This window comes from Rhodococcus sp. 1168 (assembly GCF_002091955.1).
GTDB lineage: Bacteria > Actinomycetota > Actinomycetes > Mycobacteriales > Mycobacteriaceae > Rhodococcoides.
Genome location: NZ_MKKY01000042.1, coordinates 26,400 through 50,692, shown reverse-complemented (window position 1 = coordinate 50,692; position 24,293 = coordinate 26,400). Strand labels below are relative to the sequence as shown.

At 61.2% G+C, this 24,293-nt stretch carries 20 protein-coding genes; 17 read left to right on the top strand and 3 right to left on the bottom strand.

Translation table 11 applies throughout. The annotated features are described in order from the left end of the window. Positions 1-23: 23 nt before the first annotated feature. The 4 genes from metH to hisG are packed head-to-tail and all read left to right on the top strand — an operon-like array spanning position 24 to position 5,463. Positions 24-3,593 carry a methionine synthase gene (gene metH, locus BJI47_RS07305; RefSeq protein ID WP_088943101.1) on the top strand — a complete coding sequence of 1,190 codons (3,570 nt, stop codon included), beginning with the start codon at positions 24-26 and terminating at the stop codon, positions 3,591-3,593. After that, complete coding sequence (locus BJI47_RS07300; protein WP_088943100.1) at positions 3,586-4,284, top strand: HAD family phosphatase; 699 nt, start codon at positions 3,586-3,588, stop codon at positions 4,282-4,284. The genes metH and BJI47_RS07300 overlap by 8 nt, the downstream gene beginning before the upstream one ends. Then, on the top strand, positions 4,281-4,562 hold the full coding sequence (locus tag BJI47_RS07295; protein ID WP_176224718.1) for a phosphoribosyl-ATP diphosphatase: 282 nt from the start codon (positions 4,281-4,283) through the stop codon (positions 4,560-4,562). The genes BJI47_RS07300 and BJI47_RS07295 overlap by 4 nt, the downstream gene beginning before the upstream one ends. A gap of 49 nt (positions 4,563-4,611) precedes the next feature. Continuing rightward, entirely contained in the window at positions 4,612-5,463 is an 852-nt protein-coding gene (hisG, locus tag BJI47_RS07290) for an ATP phosphoribosyltransferase (RefSeq protein WP_088943099.1), read from the top strand. A gap of 18 nt (positions 5,464-5,481) precedes the next feature. Here the strand turns inward: hisG and BJI47_RS07285 are convergent, their stop codons facing one another. Together BJI47_RS07285 and BJI47_RS07280 are read right to left on the bottom strand one after the other, a co-directional pair. Beyond that, the gene (locus BJI47_RS07285; protein ID WP_088943275.1) at positions 5,482-6,267 is read right to left on the bottom strand and encodes a thioesterase family protein; all 786 of its coding nucleotides are present in this window, start codon (positions 6,265-6,267) and stop codon (positions 5,482-5,484) included. A 98-nt stretch (positions 6,268-6,365) separates the two neighbouring features. Next, positions 6,366-7,238 carry a RecB family exonuclease gene (locus BJI47_RS07280; RefSeq protein WP_368655874.1) on the bottom strand — a complete coding sequence of 291 codons (873 nt, stop codon included), beginning with the start codon at positions 7,236-7,238 and terminating at the stop codon, positions 6,366-6,368. 151 nt (positions 7,239-7,389) lie between these two features. Here BJI47_RS07280 and BJI47_RS07275 point away from each other — a divergent pair, with 151 nt between their 5' ends. From BJI47_RS07275 to prcA, 6 genes are all read left to right on the top strand, one after another. Then, a complete protein-coding gene (locus BJI47_RS07275) occupies positions 7,390-8,385 on the top strand; it encodes a tRNA (adenine-N1)-methyltransferase (protein ID WP_254900435.1) in 996 nt (331 codons plus the stop codon). Positions 8,386-8,734: 349 nt separating this feature from the next. After that, positions 8,735-10,507 (top strand): proteasome ATPase, encoded by a 1,773-nt coding sequence (gene arc / locus BJI47_RS07270; RefSeq protein WP_088943098.1) that lies wholly within the window; start codon positions 8,735-8,737, stop codon positions 10,505-10,507. 202 nt (positions 10,508-10,709) lie between these two features. Further along, entirely contained in the window at positions 10,710-12,209 is a 1,500-nt protein-coding gene (dop, locus tag BJI47_RS07265) for a depupylase/deamidase Dop (RefSeq protein ID WP_088943097.1), read from the top strand. A 127-nt stretch (positions 12,210-12,336) separates the two neighbouring features. Then, positions 12,337-12,531: a ubiquitin-like protein Pup gene (locus BJI47_RS07260; protein ID WP_084348893.1), complete on the top strand. Its 195-nt coding sequence runs from the start codon at positions 12,337-12,339 to the stop codon at positions 12,529-12,531. Further along, complete coding sequence (prcB, locus tag BJI47_RS07255; protein WP_088943096.1) at positions 12,528-13,415, top strand: proteasome subunit beta; 888 nt, start codon at positions 12,528-12,530, stop codon at positions 13,413-13,415. Before BJI47_RS07260 ends, prcB begins: the two co-directional genes overlap by 4 nt. After that, a complete protein-coding gene (gene prcA, locus BJI47_RS07250) occupies positions 13,412-14,173 on the top strand; it encodes a proteasome subunit alpha (RefSeq protein ID WP_088943095.1) in 762 nt (253 codons plus the stop codon). The genes prcB and prcA overlap by 4 nt, the downstream gene beginning before the upstream one ends. Positions 14,174-14,197: 24 nt before the next feature. On the opposite strand, the gene BJI47_RS07245 is transcribed toward prcA, so the two are convergent. Then, positions 14,198-15,613: a bifunctional phosphatase PAP2/diacylglycerol kinase family protein gene (locus BJI47_RS07245; protein ID WP_254900457.1), complete on the bottom strand. Its 1,416-nt coding sequence runs from the start codon at positions 15,611-15,613 to the stop codon at positions 14,198-14,200. 142 nt (positions 15,614-15,755) lie between these two features. On the opposite strand from BJI47_RS07245, the gene pafA reads away from it, so the two are divergent. The 7 genes from pafA to BJI47_RS07210 all read left to right on the top strand — a co-directional run bounded on the left by pafA (position 15,756) and on the right by BJI47_RS07210 (position 24,184). Then, a complete protein-coding gene (gene pafA / locus BJI47_RS07240) occupies positions 15,756-17,114 on the top strand; it encodes a Pup--protein ligase (protein ID WP_176224717.1) in 1,359 nt (452 codons plus the stop codon). Positions 17,115-17,145: 31 nt separating this feature from the next. Next, positions 17,146-18,135, top strand: a complete 990-nt coding sequence (locus tag BJI47_RS07235) for a YafY family protein (protein WP_088943093.1) — start codon at positions 17,146-17,148, stop codon at positions 18,133-18,135. Next, positions 18,132-19,103, top strand: coding sequence for a YafY family protein (locus BJI47_RS07230; RefSeq protein ID WP_088943092.1), 972 nt, complete (start codon positions 18,132-18,134; stop codon positions 19,101-19,103). Before BJI47_RS07235 ends, BJI47_RS07230 begins: the two co-directional genes overlap by 4 nt. A 122-nt stretch (positions 19,104-19,225) precedes the next feature. Further along, positions 19,226-19,507, top strand: a complete 282-nt coding sequence (tatA, locus tag BJI47_RS07225) for a Sec-independent protein translocase subunit TatA (protein WP_088943091.1) — start codon at positions 19,226-19,228, stop codon at positions 19,505-19,507. Between the two features lie 68 nt (positions 19,508-19,575). Next, positions 19,576-20,538, top strand: coding sequence for a twin-arginine translocase subunit TatC (gene tatC / locus BJI47_RS07220; RefSeq protein WP_088943090.1), 963 nt, complete (start codon positions 19,576-19,578; stop codon positions 20,536-20,538). Between the two features lie 9 nt (positions 20,539-20,547). Continuing rightward, complete coding sequence (locus BJI47_RS07215; protein ID WP_088943089.1) at positions 20,548-23,271, top strand: RNA helicase; 2,724 nt, start codon at positions 20,548-20,550, stop codon at positions 23,269-23,271. A 46-nt stretch (positions 23,272-23,317) separates the two neighbouring features. Continuing rightward, the gene (locus BJI47_RS07210) at positions 23,318-24,184 is read left to right on the top strand and encodes a DUF4333 domain-containing protein (RefSeq protein ID WP_088943088.1); all 867 of its coding nucleotides are present in this window, start codon (positions 23,318-23,320) and stop codon (positions 24,182-24,184) included. Positions 24,185-24,293 lie beyond the last annotated feature (109 nt).

The following is a 24,293-nucleotide window of genomic DNA, read 5'->3' as shown; positions in this document are numbered from 1 at the left end:
TGTGTGACCACTAGGCTGTAGCAATGCCTGCGCTACACAAGACCGGCCTGCTGGAAGCGATTCGTTCGCGCGTTGTCATCGGTGACGGTGCGATGGGGACTATGTTGCAGGACGCCGAATTGACGCTCGACGACTTCATCGGTCTCGAGGGCTGTAACGAGATTCTCAACGACACTCGTCCCGATGTGCTTCGTGAGATCCACCGCGCCTACTTCGATGCGGGTGCAGACGCCGTCGAAACCAACACCTTCGGTTGCAACCTTCCGAACCTGGCGGACTACGGCATCGAGGATCGGATCCGCGAGCTGGCCGAGAAGGGGACACGCCTGGCGCGTGAAACGGCCGACGAGATGGGCCCCGGTCGTGATGGGATGGACCGATTCGTGCTGGGCTCGATGGGCCCGGGTACCAAACTTCCCACGCTGGGTCACGCGCCGTTCGCACGCCTACGTGACGCATATACCGAGGCCGCGCTCGGCATGATCGACGGCGGTGCCGATGCAATTCTCATCGAGACCTGCCAGGACCTGCTACAGGTCAAAGCGGCGATCATCGGTAGCCAGCACGCGATGGACAAGCTGGGTGCGCGCATTCCGATCATCACGCATGTCACCGTCGAAACCACCGGCACCATGCTCGTCGGAAGTGAGATCGGTGCCGCGCTGACTGCGCTGGAGCCGCTCGGTATCGACATGATCGGGCTCAATTGCGCGACTGGGCCCGCAGAGATGAGCGAGCATCTTCGGCATCTGTCGCAGCACTCGCGGTTGCCGGTGTCCGTCATGCCGAACGCCGGGCTGCCCACTCTGGGAGCCAGGGGAGCCGAATATCCGCTGACCGCGCCCGAGTTGGCGATCGCACTGAGCGGCTTCGTCTCCGAGTACGGCCTGTCATTGGTCGGCGGATGCTGCGGAACGACGCCCGAGCACATTCGTCAGGTCGCCGATCTCGTTCACGGCACCCGTCAAGCGGAGCGCACGCCCACCCCGGAGCCGGGTGTTTCCTCGCTCTATTCGGCCGTGTCCTTCGAGCAGGATTCCAGCATCCTGGTGATCGGTGAGCGCACCAACTCCAACGGCTCCAGGGCATTTCGCGACGCGATGCTCGCCGAGGATTACGAGAAGTGCCTCGATATCGCCAAGGATCAAACTCGCGACGGTGCACACATGCTCGACCTGAACGTCGACTACGTGGGCCGGGACGGGGCCGCTGACATGGCTGCACTCGCCAGTCGTCTGGCGACGGCATCCACGTTGCCGATCATGCTCGACTCGACCGAACCTGCCGTACTGAAAGCCGGACTGGAGCATCTCGGTGGTCGCAGCGCAGTCAACTCGGTCAACTACGAAGACGGTGCAGGCCCGGACTCGCGTTTTCAGAAGATCATGCGGCTCGTCAAGGAGCACGGCGCTGCTGTCGTCGCCTTGACCATCGATGAAGAAGGTCAGGCACGCACCGCCGAGTGGAAGGTCCGCGTCGCCGCACGCCTGATCGAGGACATCACCGGCAACTGGGGTCTTCGTCAGGAAGACATCATCGTCGACACACTCACCTTCCCGATTTCCACGGGGCAGGAAGAAGTACGACGCGATGGAATCGAAACGATCGAGGCCATCCGCCAGCTCAAGGAACTCTATCCCCGGGTGCACACCACGCTCGGATTGTCGAACATCTCTTTCGGTTTGAATCCCGCTGCACGGCAGGTCCTCAACTCTGTGTTTCTGCACGAGTGCACCCAAGCCGGGTTGGACACGGCCATCGTGCACGCATCGAAGATTCTGCCGATGAACAAGATCCCCGACGAGCATCGCGAGATTGCGCTCGATCTGGTGTACGACCGTCGATCCGAGGGATACGACCCGCTGCAGAAGCTCATGCAGCTCTTCGAAGGGGTTTCGGCGGCGTCGGCGCGTGAGTCTCGTGCCGAAGAACTTGGCCGGTTGCCGCTGTTCGAGCGGCTCGAGCGGCGCATCGTCGACGGCGAACGCAACGGTCTCGAAGCGGATCTGGATGCGGGGATGAAGGAAAAGCCACCGCTGGAGATCATCAACGAAACGCTCCTGTCGGGCATGAAGACCGTGGGAGTGTTGTTCGGCTCCGGTCAGATGCAGCTGCCGTTCGTGTTGGCGTCCGCTGAGGTGATGAAGGCAGCTGTGGCGTACCTCGAACCCCACATGGAGGCGTCGGACGACGACGGCAAGGGGCGGATCGTCCTCGGCACCGTCAAGGGCGACGTTCACGACATCGGCAAGAACCTCGTCGACATCATTCTCAGCAACAATGGGTACGAGGTCGTCAACCTTGGGATCAAACAGCCGATCGCGACAATTCTGGAAGCAGCGATCGACAAGCGTGCCGACGTCATCGGCATGTCGGGACTGCTGGTCAAATCCACGGTTGTCATGAAGGACAACCTGATCGAACTCAACAACAGGGGAGTTGCCGAGAAGTTTCCGGTGCTGCTCGGTGGCGCAGCCTTGACGCGCTCTTATGTCGAGAACGATCTACAGGACGTCTACCAAGGCGATGTCCACTATGCCCGCGACGCGTTCGAGGGTCTGAGCCTGATGGACACCATCATGACGACCAAGCGTGGAGGTGGGCCGGCGCCGGACAGCCCGGAGGCGTTGGCGGCCAAGGCGAAAACCGAAGAGCGCAAGGCCCGCCACGAACGTTCACGTCGAATCGCCGAGCAGCGCAAGGCGAACGAGGTTCCGATCGTGGTGCCGGAGCGTTCGGACGTCGCGACGGATATCGAGACTCCGACTCCGCCGTTCTGGGGGACCCGCATCGTCAAGGGCGTGTCGTTGTCCGACTACTCCGAACTCCTGGACGAGCGCGCACTCTTTCTCGGCCAGTGGGGCTTGCGTGGCGCGCGCAAGGGCGAAGGAGCAACGTACGAGGACCTCGTCGAGTCGGAAGGCAAGCCGCGACTGCGGTATTGGCTGGATCGGCTCAGCACCGACGGCATTCTCGCGCATGCGGCCCTCGTCTATGGATACTTCCCGGCGGTCTCGGAAGGTGACGACGTCGTCGTACTGACCGAGCCGCGCGTCGACGCGACCGAACGATTCCGGTTCACCTTCCCACGTCAGAATCGTGATCGATTCCTGTGCATCGCCGACTTCATTCGGTCGCGGGAAGACGCCACGAAATCTGGTCAGGTGGACGTCCTTCCGATGAATCTGGTCACGATGGGGCAGCCGATCGCGGATTTCGCTAACGAGCTGTTCGCTGCGGACTCGTACCGTGACTACCTCGAAGTGCATGGCATCGGTGTGCAGCTGACCGAGGCGCTTGCCGAGTATTGGCATCGTCGAGTCCGTGAGGAGTTGAAGCTTTCCAGTGGTGCGAGTGTTGCGGCCGAGGACCCGACCGAGGCCGAGGGATACTTCAAACTCGAATACCGTGGTGCGCGTTACTCATTCGGTTACGGTGCGTGCCCGGACCTCGAGGATCGCATCAAGTTGGCAGCACTTCTCGAACCCGAACGGATCGGCGTCAAGCTGTCGGAAGAACTGCAACTGCATCCAGAGCAGTCCACGGACGCATTCGTTCTTCATCACCCGGAGGCCAAGTATTTCAATGTCTGACTCTTCTGACCGCCGTCTGCGGGCTGTGCTGTGGGACATGGACGGAACTTTGCTCGATTCCGAGAAAATCTGGGACGTTGCGGTCGAGGAACTGTCCCTCGACCTCGGGCGTGAACTGACGCCGGAGGTTCGCGAGAGCACTCTCGGAAATTCGATGCAGGACGCCCTTCGCACAGTGTTCGCCCACACCGGCACCGAGGTGACCGACCAGTCGCTGGCCACCGCAAGGAACTGGCTCACCGACCGTGTCGCTGAGTTGTTCGCCGAGGGAATCTCGTGGCGTCCCGGTGCCGAGGACGCTCTTGCACTTGTCCGCGATCTCGGTCTCAGGTCTGCTCTGGTGACCAACACCGAGCGAGGTCTGGTCGAGTACGCGTTGGACACTGTCGGCCGTGACTACTTCGACGCAACTGTGAGCGGCGACGAAGTCGAGGCCGGCAAACCGCATCCTGCGCCCTATCTCCGCGGGGCCTCGTTGCTCGGTGTCGCTCCGGAGGACTGCCTCGCTGTCGAGGACTCACCGACCGGATCGTTGTCCGCTCATCGCGCAGGTTGTTCCGTGCTTTTTGTGCCCTCCGAACTCGCAGTAACCCCTCGTGCGGGTTACGTCGTACGTAGCTCGCTCGTCGGGCTCACCGCCGACGAACTCTCGTCGGCGTGGTGCGATGCGCGTTCCACTACTTCGTCATGAAAGAATTACAACCCGTGAAGACCTTCGAATCCCTGTTCGCCGAGCTCACCGATCGCGCCGCGACACGCCCTGAGGGTTCCGGCACCGTCGCTGCGTTGGATGCAGGCGTGCATGCGCAAGGAAAGAAGATCCTCGAAGAAGCAGGCGAAGTGTGGATCGCCGCGGAACACGAGAGCGACGAAGCGCTCGCCGAGGAGATCTCCCAGCTTCTGTATTGGGTTCAGGTGTTGATGGTGGGTAAGGGCCTCGAACTCGAAGATGTCTACCGACATCTGTGAGCTCCGCCCCGACGATTCCCGACCGACACCCCGAACACAGGAAAACTCCATGTTGCGTGTAGCAGTTCCCAACAAAGGCTCGCTCTCCGAATCCGCCGCTGAGATTCTGTCCGAGGCCGGTTATCGACGCCGGACCGACGCTCGTGATCTTACGGTTCTCGATCCAGCCAATCAGGTCGAGTTCTTTTTTCTGCGCCCGAAAGATATCGCCATCTACGTCGGCTCCGGCGAGCTCGACCTCGGCATCACCGGCCGCGATCTTGCTCTCGATTCAGGTGCCCCGGTCGATGAGCGTTTGGCCCTCGGTTTCGGGCGATCCAGCTTCAGATACGCCGCGCCGGCAGGGAAAGAATGGTCTGCGGAGAGCCTCGACGGACTCCGAATCGCAACCTCGTACCCGAACCTCGTACGAGCAGACCTCGCTCGTCGCGGCCTAACTGCGGAGGTCATTCGACTCGACGGCGCCGTCGAGATCTCCATCCAGCTCGGTGTCGCCGACGCCATCGCCGATGTCGTGGGCTCCGGCCGTACTTTGCGGCAACACAATCTGGTCGCGTTCGGTGAGTCCCTGTGCGATTCGGAAGGTGTGCTGATTTCGCGGGCAGGTAGCGAGGACACCGACAAAGTTCGCAAGCAGTTGATCGCTCGCGTGCAGGGCGTCGTGTTCGCTCAGCAGTATCTCATGCTCGATTACGACTGCCCGAAGTCCATCCTCGACGAGGCCGTCAAGATCACGCCCGGCATCGAATCCCCGACGCTCTCACCGATGGTCGACGACAACTGGGTAGCCGTGCGGGCAATGGTGTCTCGCAAGGTGCACAACAGCGTCATGGACGAGCTGGCGGACCTGGGAGCCAAAGCTATTCTCGCTTCGGATATCAGGTCCTGCCGCGCCTTCTGACCGGGTCGGCGCTCGTCCCTACGGGCGCGGTCTGACCAGCACTGTCTGTGCGATACGTCCGATCGGCCCTCGTTCGTCGTGCAGTACACCGGCAGACATTGCGAACCCATCCGGCCCGGTGGACGTTTCGGCCGAAATCCCGACCCACTCACCCTCCGGTACGCGGAAGACGTGGACGGTGAGATCGGTATTGAGGAAGGTCCACTGGTTCAGGTCGAGTTTGGCACCGATGCCGTTCGCGATATCGGCAATCGAGAACAGTCTTTCGAGGGGTGTCATCTCTTCGCCCAACACCAAAGCCGGTGTAGGCCTTGCCCATACCTGCCCCGGTCCATTACCGCCCAGCTCGGTGAGTGCGAAGATCTCGATATTGTCGAGATACCCGGACTTCCACATTTCTCCCCAGTTGTGACTTGTCCCCTCCGACAGGGGTTTCAAGGACGCGTCGGCTTGGTGGGACTCGCTCGAGGTGTCGACGGTGGTCATGCGCCACGCTGTGCCTCGGGCAACCGCGCGTTCGACACCCTCACGGACGACACCGTTCTGATCGACCCGGTCAGGAGACCGAGCCCATAATTCGGCGACGACAAGTTCGATGTTCGCGCCCGGTCGATCGACCCAGGAACGAACCTCGATGTCCGAGATGGGCACGGGGCCGAGCAATTCGACGACGACCCGGCTCACGCGCACGTCCTCGCGCGGTGCGACGCGTTCGAGTGCGCGAACGAGCAAGGCCGACGGGGGTGCGCCGTGCTGCATTGTCGGTGCCCACAAGCTCACCGTACGACGAGTCGTAGAGAACATCTCGTTGCCCTGAGCGTTGAGCCCGAGGGGCACGAAGAATGCGTCCGGCTCGGTCTGGGCAGCGGGGGTTTCGGAGTTCGGGGTGTGTTCGTTCGAGGTCACAGGCTCATCTCCGACACGAGCAGGTTCTGATCCTGAAGTTCGTCAGGCCACCCTGGATAGACCGGGGGAGTGCCACCGAACTCAGGGCATACGGCCTGGTGATCGCACCACCCGCACAGTTTGGTTCGCTTCGGTCGAAAGTCGCCGGACCGCCCTGCCTCGAGAATCGCCTTCCATATCGCCGACAGCATCCGCTCGAAGCGAATCAATTCTTCCTCGTCGGGCGTATAGGTCAGCGATTTCTTGTCACCGAGGTACATCAATTTGAGCTGGGAGGGTACGACGCTGCGCATCCGCATGATCACCAGTGCGTAGAACTTCATCTGAAAGAGCGCCTTGGCCTCGGTGAACTCACGAGGAGACTTGCCGGTCTTGTAGTCGACGACGCGGATCATGCCGTTGGGTGCAACATCGATTCGATCGATGAATCCGCGAAGAGGAGTGCCGTCGGCCAGTTCGATCTCCACTCGTTGTTCACAAGACTCCGGATCGAATCTGGTCGGATCTTCCATCTCGTAGTACCCGGCCACCAGCGCCCGCGCTTGGGCGAGAAGTGTCTCGCGATCCTTGTCTTCGAACAGTGCGTCCAGTTCCGGTGATTCTTCGAGCACACGATCCCACGCGGGGGACACCAACTCGACCGCAGTGTCGGAATCCCTTGTCTCGGTTGGCATTGCGTAAAGCGCTTCGAGTGCAGCGTGAACGACGGTTCCTTTGATTTGAGCTGTGGTGGATTTCTCAGGAAGACGATCCACTGCTCGAAATCGGTAGAGCAAAGGACACTGTTTGAAGTCGTTTGCGCGGGAGGGCGACAGTGCGGGCCTACTCCGCCGCGGACGTGGCTGCGCCGGCAATTCCAAAATACTCACATAGGGCAGGGTAAGCCCCTGCCCTGACAGAATCGGGGAAGGCCGTAGTCTGGGCGGTCGAGTCGCTTCCGAACATCCGGATCGGCGGCCGCCTTCCCATGCAGATTTACGCGCGGGCGGATGGTTGAGGTGCAAGTACTAGAAAGTGGGAATGGCTGTGTCTTCGGACGAGAGCGTGTCTTCGGGCGAAATCGAATCTTCCGAGGAGGCTTTCGCATCCGACCCTGTTCCTGCATCCAACTCAGCTCCCGCATCCGACCCAGCTCCCGCTCATGATGTAACTCCTGTACCCACCGAGAATGCCGGACCTGCAAGGAGCGGACCGTTCCGCGCCGGCGACAGAGTCCAGTTGACCGACGGCAAGGGCAGGCACTACACGGTGGTCCTCGAGCCCGGCAAAGAGTTCCATACTCACCGCGGCGGAATCACTCACGACAAGCTGCTCGGTGCCGACGAGGGCAGCGTCGTCACCTCCGTGAACGGCACGCCGTACCTGGCGCTGCGCCCGCTGTTGACCGACTACGTCCTGTCGATGCCGCGCGGCGCACAGGTCATCTACCCCAAGGATGCTGCGCAGATCGTCCACGAGGGCGACGTGTTTCCCGGAGCACGCGTGTTGGAGGCAGGAGCGGGTTCCGGCGCACTGACGTGTTCGTTGCTTCGGGCGGTCGGTTCCGAGGGCACCGTCATCTCGTACGAGATCAGGCAGGACCACGCCGACTATGCCGTGAAGAACGTCGAAACGTTCTTCGGCGAGCGGCCGCCGAACTGGGATTTGACCGTGGCCGACATCGATCAGTTCGCCGCGGATCATCCCGGTGAGACGGTGGACCGCGCAATTCTCGACATGCTTGCGCCGTGGGATGCCCTGCCCGCCGTCGCGGATGCGATCGTTCCCGGCGGGGTGTTGATCGTCTACGTTGCGACGGTAACGCAACTCTCACGCGTCGTCGAAGCTCTGCGAGCGCAAGAATGCTGGACCGAACCGAAGTCGTGGGAGTCCATCGTCCGTGGTTGGCATGTCGTGGGATTGGCGGTGCGCCCCGAGCATCGTATGCAGGGTCACACCGCATTCTTGATCAGCGCTCGCAAACTGGCAGCCGGGACCGTTACCCCGAAGCCGCAGCGGAGATCCGGCAAGGGCTGACGGATCCAGGCACTAGCGTCTGTCCCGATGTCAGGTTGCAGTTCCGAGCCGTTGTCTCCACGGTGGAGTCCGAACTGTGATCAGCGTGATCGGTACCCTCGCTGTCGCTACAGTCGGCAACGGTCCTCATTGCTGTGCGGTTGCATTCAGCAGCGCGAAACTCGCATCTTCACTGGTGGGGCCTTTTCTGGTGGGGCTCTCGGCCCGCCGGGTCAGGCGAGGCTAACATTGCTCTACGAAGTCTTCGATGGCTCTATTCGTCACCCGGTCGACAACACGCGAACGCGTCCACACGCGCTTTGGTCGCTGTGCCGGTAGCGTTGAAAGATCGGACTGGGAGGAGTCGCTCATGAGCTCAACAGACAATCCAGAATCGGCTGCGGCACGGGCGGAACTCGACGAGCTTCGTACCGAGGCTGCGGCTCTACGGCGACAACTCGGTCAACTCGGGGAATCGCCGAACCATGTCCGTGAACTCGAGACTCGCATCGACTCGCTGTCGCTACGAAACTCGAAGTTGATGGACACCCTCAAGGAGGCGCGTCAGCAACTCATCGCGCTGCGTGAAGAAGTCGATCGGCTCGGTCAACCCCCCAGCGGCTACGGCATCTTGATGGCAGTGCATGAGGACGACACGGTGGATGTGTTCACTTCCGGTCGCAAAATGCGGCTGACGTGTTCGCCCAACGTCGAGGCAGCCTCACTCGCGCCCGGCCAGACAGTGAGGTTGAACGAGGCGCTGACGATCGTCGAGGCGGGATCGTTCGAGCAAATCGGGGAGATTTGTTCGCTCCGAGAGTTGCTCGGTGACGGCAGCCGCGCTCTGGTCGTGGGTCACGCGGACGAAGAGCGCGTGGTGTGGCTCGCCAAGCCGCTGTTCGACATGGTCAACGACACCCTTCCCCAAGATCCGGACGAGCCGTCCCGCAAACTGCGGCCCGGCGATTCGCTCCTGGTCGATACCAAAGCCGGGTACGCGTTCGAGCGTGTACCCAAGGCCGAGGTCGAGGATTTGGTGCTCGAAGAGGTGCCGGACGTCGGGTACGAAGACATCGGTGGTCTCGGCCGCCAGATCGAACAGATACGCGACGCGGTGGAGCTTCCGTTCCTCCACAAGGATCTGTTCCGCGAGTACTCCCTACGGCCACCCAAGGGAGTACTGCTCTACGGCCCACCCGGCTGCGGTAAAACGCTGATCGCCAAGGCTGTCGCGAACTCACTCGCGAAGAAGATCGCCGAATCTCGCGGCCAGGATGCCAAGGAAGCAAAATCGTTCTTCCTGAACATCAAAGGTCCCGAGCTGCTGAACAAGTTCGTCGGTGAAACCGAGCGTCATATCCGGATGATCTTCCAGCGTGCCCGTGAAAAGGCTTCGGAGGGTACGCCCGTCATCGTGTTCTTCGACGAGATGGATTCCATCTTCCGTACCCGTGGCTCTGGGGTTTCCTCCGATGTCGAAACAACGGTCGTCCCACAGCTTCTCGCCGAGATCGACGGTGTCGAGGGGCTCGAGAACGTCATCGTGATCGGTGCGTCCAACCGTGAAGACATGATCGATCCGGCAATTCTTCGACCCGGCCGGCTCGATGTGAAGATCAAGATCGAGCGCCCCGATGCCGAGTCGGCCCAGGACATCTTCTCGAAGTACCTGACCGATTCACTACCGGTCAATGCCGATGACCTCGCAGAATTCGGGGGAGACCGGACTGCCTGCATTCGGGCGATGATCGAGCGTGTGGTGGACCGCATGTACGCGGAAAGCGACGACAATCGTTTCCTCGAAGTGACCTACGCCAATGGAGACAAAGAAGTTCTGTACTTCAAGGACTTCAACTCCGGTGCCATGATCCAGAACATCGTCGACCGTGCGAAGAAGTACGCGATCAAGTCTGTTCTCGAGTCAGGGACCCCCGGACTTCGCGTTCAGCATCTCTTCGATTCGATCGTCGACGAGTTCGCCGAGAACGAGGACTTGCCCAACACCACGAACCCGGACGACTGGGCTCGGATCTCGGGGAAGAAGGGCGAGCGCATCGTCTACATTCGCACCCTGGTCACCGGCAAGAACGCAAGTGCTTCCCGCGCGATCGATACCGAGTCGAACACGGGGCAGTACCTGTAGCAACCGAGTTTCTCGTCAGTAAGATCGCCGTCCAGAACTGCTCGACGTACACGCCGCTCGTTCGGTAGATGCGTCGAGCAGTTCTGGTTTCGCGAGAAACGGCACGTCGCCCTCGGTGATTCGACGCGATGCTGCGCCGATATCGATCCGGTCCGGCCTGGTCGTTCGATTGCAGACCCGGCCATAACCTAGGCTCGGATATATGGAGCGCATCATTGGCATCGAGGTCGAGTACGGAATTTCCTCCCCAACCGATCCAACGGCCAACCCGATTCTCACGTCCACTCAGGCAGTGCTGGCCTATGCAGCCGCAGCCGGGGTACCTCGGGCGAAGCGAACCCGCTGGGACTACGAGGTCGAGTCGCCCCTACGTGACGCCCGTGGATTCGATCTCGGCCGTTTCAGCGGACCTGCGCCGATCATCGACGCCGACGAGATCGGCGCCGCAAACATGATTCTGACCAACGGTGCAAGGCTATACGTCGACCACGCACACCCGGAGTACTCGGCTCCAGAAGTACGCGATCCGCTCGATGCAGTCATCTGGGACAAGGCAGGCGAGAGGGTGATGGAGGCCGCGGCACGGCATGCCTCCAGCGTGCCCGGTGCCCCGCGACTCCAGCTGTACAAGAACAACGTCGACGGCAAGGGCGCGTCGTACGGAACTCACGAGAATTACCTCATGTCCCGCGCGACGCCTTTCTCGGCGGTCATTGCCGGCCTGTCTCCGTTCTTCGCATCCCGTCAGGTCTTCACCGGGTCGGGTCGGGTAGGTATAGGTCAGTCCGGTGACGAAGCAGGCTTCCAACTCTCGCAGCGTGCGGACTACATCGAGGTCGAAGTCGGCCTCGAAACGACGCTCAAACGCGGAATCATCAATACCCGGGACGAACCGCATGCAGATGCAGACAAGTACCGGAGACTTCACTGCATCATCGGTGACGCCAACCTTGCCGAAATGGCAACTTATCTGAAGGTGGGAACGACAGCGCTCGTCCTCGACATCATCGAGGCAGGCGTCGATCTCTCGGACCTTCAGCTTGCGCGTCCCGTCACCGCTGTTCACCAGATCAGCCACGACCCGACACTGCGGCAGACCGTCGCACTCACCGATGGTCGAGAACTGACCGCCTTGGCACTGCAGCGGATCTACCATCAACGCGTCGCCAAGTTCGTAGCCGGAGAAGGCAACGACGACCCCCGGGTTGCGGACATCCTCGAGAAGTGGGCGATGATCCTCGACCTACTCGAACGCGACCCGATGGAATGCGCGGATCTGCTCGACTGGCCGGCGAAACTTCGCCTGCTCGAAGGGTTTCGGCAGCGCGAAGGCCTGGGGTGGTCAGCGCCGCGACTGCATCTCGTGGACCTTCAGTACTCGGATGTGCGACTCGACAAGGGCCTCTACAATCGACTCGTGGCGCGCGGATCCATGCAGCGTCTCGTCACCGAGCAGCAGATCCTTGACGCAGTGACCAACCCGCCGACCGACACCAGGGCCTATTTCCGCGGTGAGGTCCTCCGCAAGTTCGGCGCCGACATCGCAGCCGCAAGCTGGGACTCGGTGATCTTCGACCTCGGCGGCGATTCCTTGGTACGAATACCGACCCTGGAACCGCTGCGGGGAAGCAAAGCGCATGTAGGGGCGCTCCTCGAGTCCGCCGAGACTGCTGCCGAGCTTGTCGAGCAACTCACGACCTGACCCACACCGCTCTCACTCCGCCCGCTCCGCTCTTGCTCGATCTGGTGTCTTACCGCCCGTCCCAGCGCCGAATCGGTAGGGTGAAGGTCCGAGCAGGTACTGCGAATACGTAAGGAGGTCGGCGACTATGGCTCGAGAGCAGACACGACGCTCTGGCGGTGGCGACGGCGACGACGAGGTCCCCGGTGAGGCCGGCGGTGGTCAGGAACGGCGCGAGAAGCTGGCAGAGGAAACCGACGACCTACTCGACGAGATCGACGACGTGCTCGAGGAAAACGCCGAGGACTTCGTACGTGCTTACGTTCAGAAGGGCGGCCAGTGAGGTTGGACCGGACGGCGTCTGTGCTCGATGATCTGCTGCCGACATTCGGCTCACATCACTCTTCCTTCACCGACCACCTACGTGATCATGCACCGCACCTGCTTCCGGGAAATCGTTTTTCACCGGAAGCAGGTTCGGATCTACGCGGAAGTGCAGGCGATCTCGTGACGATGTCGGATCTGGCGCCCCACGGTACGACCATCGTCGCGGTTACCTTCGCCGGTGGTGTTCTCATCGCCGGCGATCGTCGTGCGACGCAGGGCAATCTCATTGCCAACCGGGACATGCAGAAAGTATTCGTCACGGACGAATACTCGGCGGCGGGCATTGCCGGGACTGCAGGTATCGCAATCGAACTCGTGCGTCTGTTCACCGTCGAACTCGAACATTACGAGAAGATCGAGGGCGTCCCGCTTACATTCAACGGTAAGGCGAGCAAGCTGTCGTCGATGGTCCGTAGCAATCTGGGTGCGGCAATGCAGGGCCTGGCAGCGGTGCCACTGCTGGTCGGATTCGATGTCGACGCAGCCGATCCCGAGGTTGCTGGTCGTATCGTCTCGTACGACGTGGTGGGCGGCCGGTACGAAGAGAGATCCGGTTATCACTCGGTGGGTTCGGGATCACTTTTCGCGAAATCGGCGCTGAAGAAGCTGATTTCGCCGGGCATGGACGAGGAAGCTGCGCTGCGTGCAGCCGTGGAGTCCCTCTTCGACGCAGCAGATGACGACTCCGCGACTGGCGGACCGGACGTGACACGCGGCATCTATCCGACTGCCGTCACCATTACGAGTGTCGGTGCGGTCGACGTTGCCGAATCACGAATTGCCGATGCCGCTCGGGCAGTGATAGCCGAGCGCACTCAGGACGAGGGGCTTTCGTCATGACGATGCCGTATTACGCATCTGCCGAGCAGATCATGCGCGATCGCTCGGAGTTGGCACGCAAGGGCATCGCACGAGGTCGAAGTGTCATCGTCTTGACCTTCGCCGAGGGGGTGTTGTTCGTCGCCGAGAACCGCTCGTCGGCACTCCACAAGGTCAGCGAACTCTACGACCGACTCGGTTTCGCAGCTGTAGGCAAGTACAACGAGTTCGAAAACCTCCGCAAGGCTGGGATTCTGCACGCTGATACCAAGGGCTACACCTACGACCGTCGTGACGTCACCGGACGTTCTCTCGCCAAGACCTACGCCCAGGCACTCGGCACGATCTTCACCGAGCAACTCAAGCCGTACGAGGTGGAGATCTGTGTTGCCGAGGTAGGCCACTCCGACGAGGCGTCGTCGACGCAGCTCTACCGAATCACCTATGACGGTTCGATCGTCGACGAGAAAGAGTTCGTCGTCATGGGCGGCACGACCGAGCCGATCGTGACCGCGTTGCGGACGTCCTACCGGCAGGGGCTCGACCTCAGCGCTGCGGTAAAGATCGCAGTCGACGCGCTTGCGCAGGGCACGGTGTCGACGACTACGACCGCGAACGGTGCCGACTCCGAGAAGAAAATTCTCGAAGTCAGTTCCCTCGAGGTCGCCGTTCTCGATCAGGCTCGCCCGCGGCGAGCATTTCGGCGCATAGCGGGCCCGGCGTTGCAGGAAATGTTGCCGAATCTAGCATCGACTTCCGAGTCCTCGACGACTGATTGAGTTGTTGCGGACCGGCCTCGTGCGCTACCTGTCGCGGTAGAGTACGAGGCCGTTGTCGTCGGTGGCGAAGGTGAATTCGCTACCGTCAGCGGTCACTTCGCCGTCGGTCGCGAGTGCGACCTCCGAGCCGGTGACTTTCACGCTCAACGTTCGCGTAACGGAGTGCACATAGGTTGCCGAGCTTCCGAGCGTGCCGGTCAACGCTGCGATCAGCAGTCTCGTGCGAGACAGAAACGGCTTCGATGGAAGATACCGAACATCGAGCGTGCCAGAACCGATGGAGCGTCGAGACATCGGAACTTGATCACTGGGGTGGTACTGGCCGTTGCCGACGAAGAGCATCCACACCGATCTTTGCCGGCCGTCGAGGGAAATCTTCAAGGGTTGCGCCGCGGCCAGAACGCGGATCATCGCTACCGCCGCTGCCGGCCATTTACCGATCTTGCCTTCCAAGCGTTCTCGAAGTCGTACGGAATCCGGATACCCGCCGAACGTTGCCGTATTGACGAAATGCACTGACCGAGAGCCGTCGACGATCACCGATGCGAGATCTACTCGCGATGCGTATCCATTCTCGATGGCATGCACCGTCGCTTCGACGCTGGCGACCCCGGCGTCTCTGGCGAAATGGTTGAGTGTTCCTCCAGGGAATACTGCGAGCGGGAGTCCGTGTGCAACAGCTGATTCCGCCACACTGACGATCGTGCCGTCACCGCCGCAGACTCCCAACGCTCGCGGTCTGCCGTCGCTGATGCGCTTCTCGAGCTGTTCGTTGAAATCGGTGTCGGTATCCGGAGCGAATTGTTCGGCCTCGGGGAGCATCTCGCTGATCTCGGCGGACATGTCGTCGTTCGTCCCGGAACCAGGGTTGGTGAGGACGAGTAGTCCTCTTCCCTTCGGCAGCGCAGGTGCTTCGATCGAGGTGCCGAGCTCTGCTGCTTCCTCTGTACGAACCGCCCACCACCTTCTGGTGGACAGGGCGATACCCGCACCCAGAGCAGCTCCTGCGACGACGTCGGATGGCCAGTGGACGCCAGTGTGCACCCTCGAATAGCAGACTGCGGCCGCGAGCGGAGCCACAAGCGCTCCTGCGAGCGGTGATTCGAGAGACACCCCGACGACGAATGCTGCCGCCGACGCGGAGTGCCCGGACGGGAACGAGGACGACTCGGGTGGGGACAGCAGGCGCCGGACGAGTGGAGTGCGCTCGAACCCCGGCCTGGTGCGCGGTAGGAGTGGCTTGAGAATGCCGTTGGCGACCGCGCTTGCACCGGCGACAGCAAGAAGTCCGCGAACAGCGCCACGACGCGTCGGGCCGGGGCGGGCAGAGAGCAGGCCAGCCGAGGCCGCCCACAGAAGGCTGTGGTTCGCGGCCGTACTGAGTTCGCGCAACACTGGATCGGCAGTGGACGTGCGGCTCGCGGCAATGCGATCGAACACCCTTACGTCCCAGGTATGGATCAGGGCGGATAGTTGCGATGGCCTGTGCTTCACAGTTCGAGCCTATGCGGAGCGAATGGACACGACAGAAGTCGGGACGTTCGGACCCCGGGTGGGTGCTGGGTCGTTGTACTGTCGAAGTGTGCAACGACGAATTATGGGCATCGAGACCGAGTTCGGTGTGACATGTACCTTTCACGGGCACCGGCGGCTGAGTCCCGACGAGGTGGCCCGCTACCTGTTTCGCCGAGTCGTGTCCTGGGGCCGTAGCTCCAACGTCTTTCTTCGCAACGGTGCGCGGTTGTACCTCGACGTCGGTTCGCATCCGGAGTACGCGACGGCCGAATGTGACAGCCTTCTGCAGCTCGTCACGCACGACCGAGCCGGTGAGCGCGTGCTCGAAGACCTGCTGATCGATGCGGAGCAGCGTCTCGCCGAAGAAGGTATCGGTGGCGATATCTACCTGTTCAAGAACAACACCGATTCGGCCGGCAACTCCTACGGCTGCCACGAGAACTTTCTGGTGGCGCGCGCGGGGGAGTTCTCCCGAATCTCCGACGTCTTGCTGCCTTTCCTGGTGACTCGCCAATTGATCTGTGGTGCAGGCAAGGTCTTGCAGACCCCCAAAGCGGCGACGTTCTGCCTCTCTCAGCGGGCCGAGCACATCTGGGAAGGTGTGTCCTCCGCGACTACGCGTTCACGACCGATCATCAACACCCGGGACGAACCACACGCCGATGCCGAGAAGTACCGGCGGCTGCATGTGATCGTCGGTGATTCGAACATGTCCGAGTCGAGCACCATGCTCAAGGTCGGTACCGCTGCGCTTGTTCTGGAAATGATCGAGGCAGGCGTCTCCTTCCGAGATTTCGCTCTGGACAACCCGATTCGGGCGATTCGCGAGGTAAGCCACGATCTGACCGGTCGAAAGCCAGTCCGCCTGGCCGGCGGCCGTCAGGCCAGTGCATTGGAGATCCAGCGTGAGTACTACGCGCGGGCCGTCGAACATCTGAAGTCCCGCGAACCGGACCCACAGGTAGAGCAAGTCGTCGATCTATGGGGCCGCACTCTCGACGCCGTCGAAGCACAGGACTTTGCGAAGGTCGACACCGAGATCGACTGGGTGATCAAACGCAAGCTGTTCCAGCGTTACCAGGATCGCTACTCGATGGAACTGTCGGATCCGAAGATCGCTCAGCTCGACTTGGCATATCACGACATCAAGCGCGGTCGCGGGGTGTTCGACGTTCTTCAACGCAAAGGCTTGGTCAAACGCATCACCGAAGACGAACAAATCGACGAGGCGGTCAATTTGCCACCGCAAACGACTCGCGCAAAGCTGCGAGGCGAATTCATCACCGCCGCGCAGGAAGCAGGACGCGACTTTACCGTCGACTGGGTGCACCTCAAGCTCAACGACCAGGCGCAGCGCACCGTGCTGTGCAAGGATCCGTTTCGTTCGGTCGACGAACGCGTGGAGCGTCTGATCGCTTCGATGTAGCGGGTCACGTATCGACCATTAGGCTGCCATAGTGGCGATCACCAAAGTCGAGCGATTGATGAACCTGGTCATCTGTCTCCTGTCGACGCGGCAGTTCGTGACCGCGGAGCGGATCCGAGACAGCGTCGCCGGGTATGGAGACTCGGGGACCGACGAAGCCTTCAGTCGCATGTTCGAGCGAGACAAGAACGAACTCCGCGATCTCGGCGTTCCGTTGGAGACCGGACTTGCTGCCGGCTCGGGAGGGGTCGAGGGGTATCGGATCAATCGAGATGCCTATGAGCTCCCGGACATCGATCTCAGCCGAGAAGAAGCCGCTGCCGTCGCCGTCGCCGTGCAATTGTGGGAGTCCCCGGAGTTGACTTCTGCAGCGCAAAGCGCGCTCCTCAAGCTACGTGCCGCTGGCATTCAGGTCGATCAGGACCAATCGGCGGCATCGGTCACTGCGGTTCCAGCGCGGACCAGAGGCTCCGAACCTGCGCTCGGTGCCTTGCTCTCGGCAATCGACGCGGGTAGGTCCGTCCGTTTCGAGCATCGAGGCTCGACCACAGACCCCTTCGTCACTCGCACCGTGCAACCGTGGGGGGTTGTCACGTTTCGCGGACGGTGGTACCTGGTGGGGCACGATGTCGATCGCAACGACATTCGGACGTTCCGGTTGTCGCGGATCGGCGATGACGTTTCCACGTTCGGGCGCACAGGAAGTGTGCGCAAGCCCGAGGGCATCGATCTTCAATCCATTGTCGAACGAGTTGCAGGAACCGCGGAGGTCAGCGGATCGGCAACCGTCTGGGTCGTCGACGACGCCGCATTCGAGATCAGAAGACTGGGAACTGCGTTGGAGGACCGCACGGTCGGTGGAAGAAGTGGATCGGTAGTACAAATCCCGGTGCGTTCGTGGGAATGGGTGACCCGTCTGGTGGCAGGGCACGGGGGTGACGCTTTGGTGCTGGATCCGCCAGAGCTACGAGCCGACGTCATTCGTGCACTCAATTCAGCAGCGATCGAGGTGTCACGGTGAGCGCACGACTGTCGGTGCGGTTGGCCCGACTCCTGAACATGGTGCCTTTCTTCCAGGCGAATCCAGGCCTGAGCGCAGCCGAAGCAGCGCGCGAACTCGGTGTATCCACCACGACCCTGATGACCGATCTGAATCAGCTCTGGATGTGCGGATTGCCCGGTTACGGCCCCGGAGATCTCATCGACCTGTCCTTCTCGGAGGAGAGCATCGAGGTTACGTTCTCTGCCGGAATCGATCGTCCGTTGCGGCTGACGTCGACCGAAGCAACGGCTCTACTCGTCGCGCTTCGTTCACTGACCTCGATGCCAGGGATGGTGGATCCGTCAGCTGCGCAGCGCGCGATCGCGAAGATCGAGGATGCTGCAGGAGCTGCTGCCGCCAACGTCCCCCGATCATCCGGGCAAGATACGGCGACATCGGTTCCGGAGAGCGAGGCAGCGGCCGCGATCCGCTCTGCCCTTCGGAATCGACATGCGCTCGAACTGACCTATTACTCCGCTTCGCGTGACGCAGTGTCCGAACGAGTCGTCGATCCGATCCGAACTGTCCTCATCGACGATCACAGCTACCTGCAGGCTTGGTGCCGTCGCGCCGAGGGAGTGCGACTGTTTCGATTCGATCGAATCGACAGCGCAGGCGAGCTTCCCGAACCGTCATGCCCGCCCGAGGGTGCACCACAGGACGACAGTTTCGAAATCTTCAATGACGATCCGTCGCTTCCTCAAGCACTTCTCGAGATCCAGCCCAGTTTCGTGTGGGTAATGGACTACTACCCGATGACTCAGGTAGGTGCTGCGGCAGATGGCTCGATCACGGTGACGATGCGATTCGCGACTTTGGCGTGGATGACACGTTTGACCCTTGGTTTCGGTACGGGAATCGCTGTGCTCGGACCGCCGGAACTGCAGCGCAGCGTCAACGAGCGCGCGCGGACCGCGCTGGCTGCCTATGCTGAGCTCGGTGAATGATTTGTACAAGGTTGTTTCACACTGATCAGTATCAATGAACTGACAGTTAACACTCGGTTACTTCGGGTCCGACTAGGTCTGACGTCGGGTAGGCTCGAGTTATCTGATTCTGGGAGGTATACATGGGAGCCTTGAGCCCGTGGCACTGGGCCATCGTCGCGGTGGTCGTCGTAATTCTGTTCGGTTCCAAGAAGCTGCCCGAAGCAGCTCGGGGACTGGGCCGCTCGCTACGCATCTTCAAAAGCGAAGTGAAGGAAATGCAGAACGACGGCAAGGCCGAAGCTCCTGCCGCTCAACCTGCCGCGCCGACGCAGCTCAATCCTGCGGTGCCGGTCGACCCACACGCTGTGAACGCTCATCCTGTGGACGGCGTGAGCAGCCGACCTGACACCAAGTCGGCCTGAGAAGAACGATACGCAGCAAACCGGGGTGCTGATCAGCACCCCGGTTCACTGCTGAGCGAAGACAGAGAATGCGAATCCCGTTCGACCCAAGGCGAAGCAAGCGCCGACTGAATCCCGACGGCACGATGTCGTTGGTCGATCACTTGTACGAGTTGCGGACTCGGTTGATGTGGGCTTTGCTGGCCGTTGCCGTGACGACGGCCTTCGGCTTTTTTTGGTACTCACACACCTTGTTCGGCTTCGAGAGCCTCGGTGACCTACTGCGAGGTCCTTATTGCTCGCTTGATCCGAGTTTGCGAGCGAATCTGAGTAACGACGACTCGTGCCGCCTGCTCGCGACCGGCCCATTCGATCAGTTTCTGCTCCGATTCAAGGTCGCGTTCACCGCCGGCGTAGTGCTGGCATGCCCTATATGGCTCTACCAGCTGTGGGCGTTCATCACCCCGGGCCTGTACGCGAAGGAACGCGGTTATGCGATCGCGTTCGTCTCTTCCGCGGCTGCACTGTTCGTCGCGGGTGCGATTCTCGCGTACTTCGTCGTGGCCAAGGGCCTGCACTTTTTGTTGTCCATCGGCGACAACGTTCAGATCACGGCGCTCAGCGGTGACCAGTACTTCGGGTTCTTGATCAATTTGCTGATCATTTTCGGTGTCAGCTTCGAGATTCCGCTCCTGGTGGTGGCGTTGAATTTTGTCGGCATCCTGACCTACGAACGATTGAAAGCATGGCGCCGCGGACTGATTTTCGGACTGTTCGTCTTCGCTGCGATCGCAACGCCCGGACAAGACCCGTTCTCGATGTTGGCATTGGCGTTGGCACTTACGATCCTGTTCGAAATGGCAGTGCAGGTCGCTCGCATTCACGACAGGCGTAAATTGCGCAAGAGTAGCGAGGAATGGGGTGATGTATCCGATGACGAAGCATCGTCGATCGATTTCTCTGGATCCATCGAATCGCCGAACAAGGTCGAGTCACCGAGCAAGGTCGAGGCACCCCGTCAACCCCAGCAGGACTTCACCGACACGATCTGACGTGATCGAGTGAGCGTCTCGACGTCCGAATTGCAGAAGTTCGCCGGTGAGCTGAGCTTTCCGCTCGATCGCTTTCAAATCGATGCCTGTACGGCATTGGAGGCAGGCCACGGCGTTCTGGTGTGCGCCCCCACCGGCGCGGGTAAGACGATTATCGGTGAGTTCGCCGTTCATCTCGCCCTCGCGTCGGGTCGCAAGTGCTTCTACACGACTCCGATCAAAGCGCTGAGCAATCAGAAGTTCGCCGACCTGACGGCAAGGTACGGTCGGTCGACTGTCGGACTGCTGACCGGCGATTCGAGCATCAATCCCGATGCGCCGATCGTCGTGATGACGACCGAAGTATTGCGAAACATGCTCTATGCCAACTCGAATGCCCTTCGGGGACTGTCCCACGTGGTCATGGACGAGGTTCATTATCTCGCCGACCGGTTCAGGGGTGCGGTGTGGGAAGAGGTGATTCTTCATCTCTCTCAGGACGTTCGGCTGGTCAGCCTGTCGGCTACTGTGAGCAACGCCGAGGAGTTCGGCGCGTGGATGGAGACGGTCCGGGGAGATACCACCGTCGTGGTGGACGAGAATCGACCGGTGCCGTTGTCGCAGCACATCATGGTCGGCCGCCGGTTGTTCGATTTGTTCGACAGTCGCGCTCACTCCAGCGGGGGTGCGGCCAAACCGGTTGTCGACCGCGATCTGGTCCGCCACGTGAAGGAAAGGCAGTCACTCGACTACGTCGACAGATGGCAAGCGCCCCATGGAAGAGGACGCGGGCGCGGTGGACACGGAGCGAGTGCGAACAATCGACCTTTGCCGCGGCCTGACGTTATCGCTCGGCTGGACCAGGAAGGTCTACTACCGGCGATCACTTTCATCTTCAGCCGTGCCGGTTGTGATGCTGCTCTGACGCAATGTCTGCGTTCTCGGTTGGTTCTCACGACGCCGGAGCAGGTCGAAGAGATTCGCTACATTGTCGAAAAGCACACCTCCGAGCTTCCCCGTCAGGATCTCGAAGTACTCGGCTTCTGGGAGTGGCGCGAGGCTCTCGAGCGAGGGCTTGCCGCCCATCACGCGGGCATGCTGCCGGTCTTCCGCCATACCGTCGAAGAGCTGTTCGTCAAAGGCCTGGTCCGGGCAGTGTTTGCCACCGAAACATTGGCTCTGGGCATCAATATGCCAGCACGCACCGTCGTGCTCGAGAAGCTGGTCAAGTTCAACGGTGAAACTCATGCAGAGTTGACTCCGGGGGAGTACACCCAGCTGACGGGTCGAGCGGGACGCCGTGGCATCGATATCGAAGGTCATGCCGTCGTGCTGTGGCAGCCGGGAACCGAGCCGACCGAAGTAGCGGGTCTGGCATCGACCCGCACCTTTCCGCTACGGAGTTCATTCCGCCCGGGCTACAACATGTCGATCAATCTGGTCGAACAATTCGGAGCTGCCGACTCGCGCGCATTGTTGGAACGCTCGTTTGCACAGTTTCAAGCGGACCGATCTGTCGTCGGTCTCGTTCGCGGCATCGAGCGCAACGATGTGACTCTGACGCAATTGGGTGCACGACTGGGCGGGCCGGAGGGCGAATACTTCGAGTACGCCAAGCTGCGCGAACGACTGAAGGACCGCGAAAAGACCCTCGAGCGTCAGGGACGGCAGGACCGAAGGGACAGAGCCGTCGAATCGCTACGGAGTCTCAAGCGCGGCGACGTCGTGTCCGTTCCCAGCGGCAAACGCAGCGGGTTGGCTGTTGTCCTCGAGCCCGACGACGACCTGACCGATCCTCGGCCGTTGGTTCTGACCGAGGACAAGTGGGCGGGACGAGTGTCGGCTGCCGACTTCCCCTCTTCTGCAGATTCCTTGGGCGCGATGCGTTTGCCTCGCTACGTCGATCATCGAACGGCGAGGACTCGGCGTGATTTGGCGGCGGCGTTGCGTTCGACAGGCATCTCCGTGCCATCCGATCACCGACGCCGTAAATCCACGGCGGCCGACGACCGCGAACTCGCCACGTTGAGGCGCAGCATACGTTCGCATCCGGTTCATTCGAGGTCCGATCGTGAGGAACTCGGCCGAGTGGGCGAGCAGTACAACAGGCTCGCGCGGGAGAACGAATCGATGCGCCGCAAGGTGTCCGCCACCACCAATTCGTTGGCGCGTACATTCGACCGAATTTTGTCGCTGCTTGCCGAAAGGGAGTACATCACTGCCGGTCGTACGCCCGAGGTGACAGGCAACGGTTCGCGATTGAGCCGCATCTATTCCGAATCGGACCTGCTTGTTGCCGAGTGCCTGCGGCAACGCCTCTGGCTCGGCCTTGCGCCTGCCGAACTTGCAGCCGTTGTGTCCTCGGTCGTGTTCGAGTCACGGCAGGAAGGCGACTCGACTCCACAGGGGCCAACCGGACCTGTGCGTCATGCTCTGACCGAGACGGTCCGGGTATGGACGGAATTGCGCGCCGACGAAATTCGACACTCTCTGCCGCCGACACGTGAACCTGATATGGGGTTCGTGAAGGCCGTGTATCGCTGGGCCAGCGACAGCTCGCTCGTCGATGCTCTCGTGGCTGCCGGAGACAACGGAAAAGCTCTGTCCGGCGGCGATTTCGTTCGATGGTGCCGACAGGTCATCGATCTACTGGACCAAGTGCGTCTGGCTTCGCCGGATCCGGAGATATCCAAGACGGCAGCGCGTGCCGTTGCTGCCTTGAGACGTGGTGTTGTCGCAGTCGATGCGGCGTGAGTGAATTCCGTTAAGGTGTGACGACATCGAATCAAGTGGAGGCGAGATGACCGGCCCTTACGGTCCGAACAACCCCGATGAGCAGTGGTCGCGCAATCAGGGGCAACGGGAGGAACCAGCGTCGGAGACCCATTCTGGCGGTGAACTCCCAACGACCGGTCAGCCATGGGAACAACAGGCGCCCGGTCAGCAAGCACCTGGTCAGCAAGCACCTGGTCAGCAAGCGTGGGACCAAGCCGGCCCTATATCGGGCCAACCGACTCAGGGCTACCCGCAACAGCCGCCCTATCCACAGGGGCAATACCCGGCGCAGCCCCAGGGGCAGGGTAACTATCCAACTCAGTCCTACGGCCAGGGCCAGTTCCCGCAGGGGCAGTATCCGCAGGGGCAGTTCCCCCAGGGCCAATTTCCGCAGGGGCAGTTCCCCCAGGGCCAGTTCCCGCAGGGGCAGTATCCGCAGGGGCAGTTCCCCCAGGGCCAATTTCCGCAGGGGCAGTATCCGCAGGGCCAAAACCCCCAGGGCCAGTACGGGGGCATGTATCCCGGTCAGCAGCAGCCCGGTCAGCAGCAGTGGAATCCAGGTGGACAATCACCGCAGGGAACCAAGTCGAAGACACCCCTGTTCCTGATCGGCGGGTTGGTCGTCGCAATTCTTCTCATCGGTGGGGTGCTTTTTGCGACCTTGGGTGGAACGAAGACCCTCGATACTGACGCTGCCGAGGCCGGAATCGAAGAGATCGTATCCGGAACCTACGGCGCCACAAGCGTTTCGAACGTAGATTGCCCCAGCGGCCAAGCCGTCGAAAAAGGTGCATCCTTCGATTGCTCGGTGCGAGTCGATGGCATCGACAAGAAGGTGACATTGACGTTCACCGATGACACCGGAACCTACGAGGTATCACGTCCCCGCTGACGTACTGGGACCCGCTGAAGTTCTGGGACCCGCTGAAGTACTGGGACCAACTGGCGTACTGGGACCAAGCGCCGTACGAAACCCAGCTGAGATACGGAGTGCAGCTGGG

What these genes read in the sequence shown, in the direction of transcription:
- hisG (WP_088943099.1), top strand. Translation starts at nt 4,612, where the DNA reads ATGTTGCGTGTAGCAGTTCCCAACAAAGGCTCGCTCTCCGAATCCGCC.
- BJI47_RS07300 (WP_088943100.1), top strand. Translation starts at nt 3,586, where the DNA reads ATGTCTGACTCTTCTGACCGCCGTCTGCGGGCTGTGCTGTGGGACATG.
- dop (WP_088943097.1), top strand. Translation starts at nt 10,710, where the DNA reads ATGGAGCGCATCATTGGCATCGAGGTCGAGTACGGAATTTCCTCCCCA.
- BJI47_RS07295 (WP_176224718.1), top strand. Translation starts at nt 4,281, where the DNA reads ATGAAAGAATTACAACCCGTGAAGACCTTCGAATCCCTGTTCGCCGAG.
- BJI47_RS07275 (WP_254900435.1), top strand. Translation starts at nt 7,390, where the DNA reads ATGGCTGTGTCTTCGGACGAGAGCGTGTCTTCGGGCGAAATCGAATCT.
- metH (WP_088943101.1), top strand. Translation starts at nt 24, where the DNA reads ATGCCTGCGCTACACAAGACCGGCCTGCTGGAAGCGATTCGTTCGCGC.
- BJI47_RS07285 (WP_088943275.1), bottom strand. Translation starts at nt 6,267, where the DNA reads ATGTTCTCTACGACTCGTCGTACGGTGAGCTTGTGGGCACCGACAATG.
- BJI47_RS07260 (WP_084348893.1), top strand. Translation starts at nt 12,337, where the DNA reads ATGGCTCGAGAGCAGACACGACGCTCTGGCGGTGGCGACGGCGACGAC.
- tatC (WP_088943090.1), top strand. Translation starts at nt 19,576, where the DNA reads ATGCGAATCCCGTTCGACCCAAGGCGAAGCAAGCGCCGACTGAATCCC.
- prcA (WP_088943095.1), top strand. Translation starts at nt 13,412, where the DNA reads ATGACGATGCCGTATTACGCATCTGCCGAGCAGATCATGCGCGATCGC.
- arc (WP_088943098.1), top strand. Translation starts at nt 8,735, where the DNA reads ATGAGCTCAACAGACAATCCAGAATCGGCTGCGGCACGGGCGGAACTC.
- tatA (WP_088943091.1), top strand. Translation starts at nt 19,226, where the DNA reads ATGGGAGCCTTGAGCCCGTGGCACTGGGCCATCGTCGCGGTGGTCGTC.
- BJI47_RS07210 (WP_088943088.1), top strand. Translation starts at nt 23,318, where the DNA reads ATGACCGGCCCTTACGGTCCGAACAACCCCGATGAGCAGTGGTCGCGC.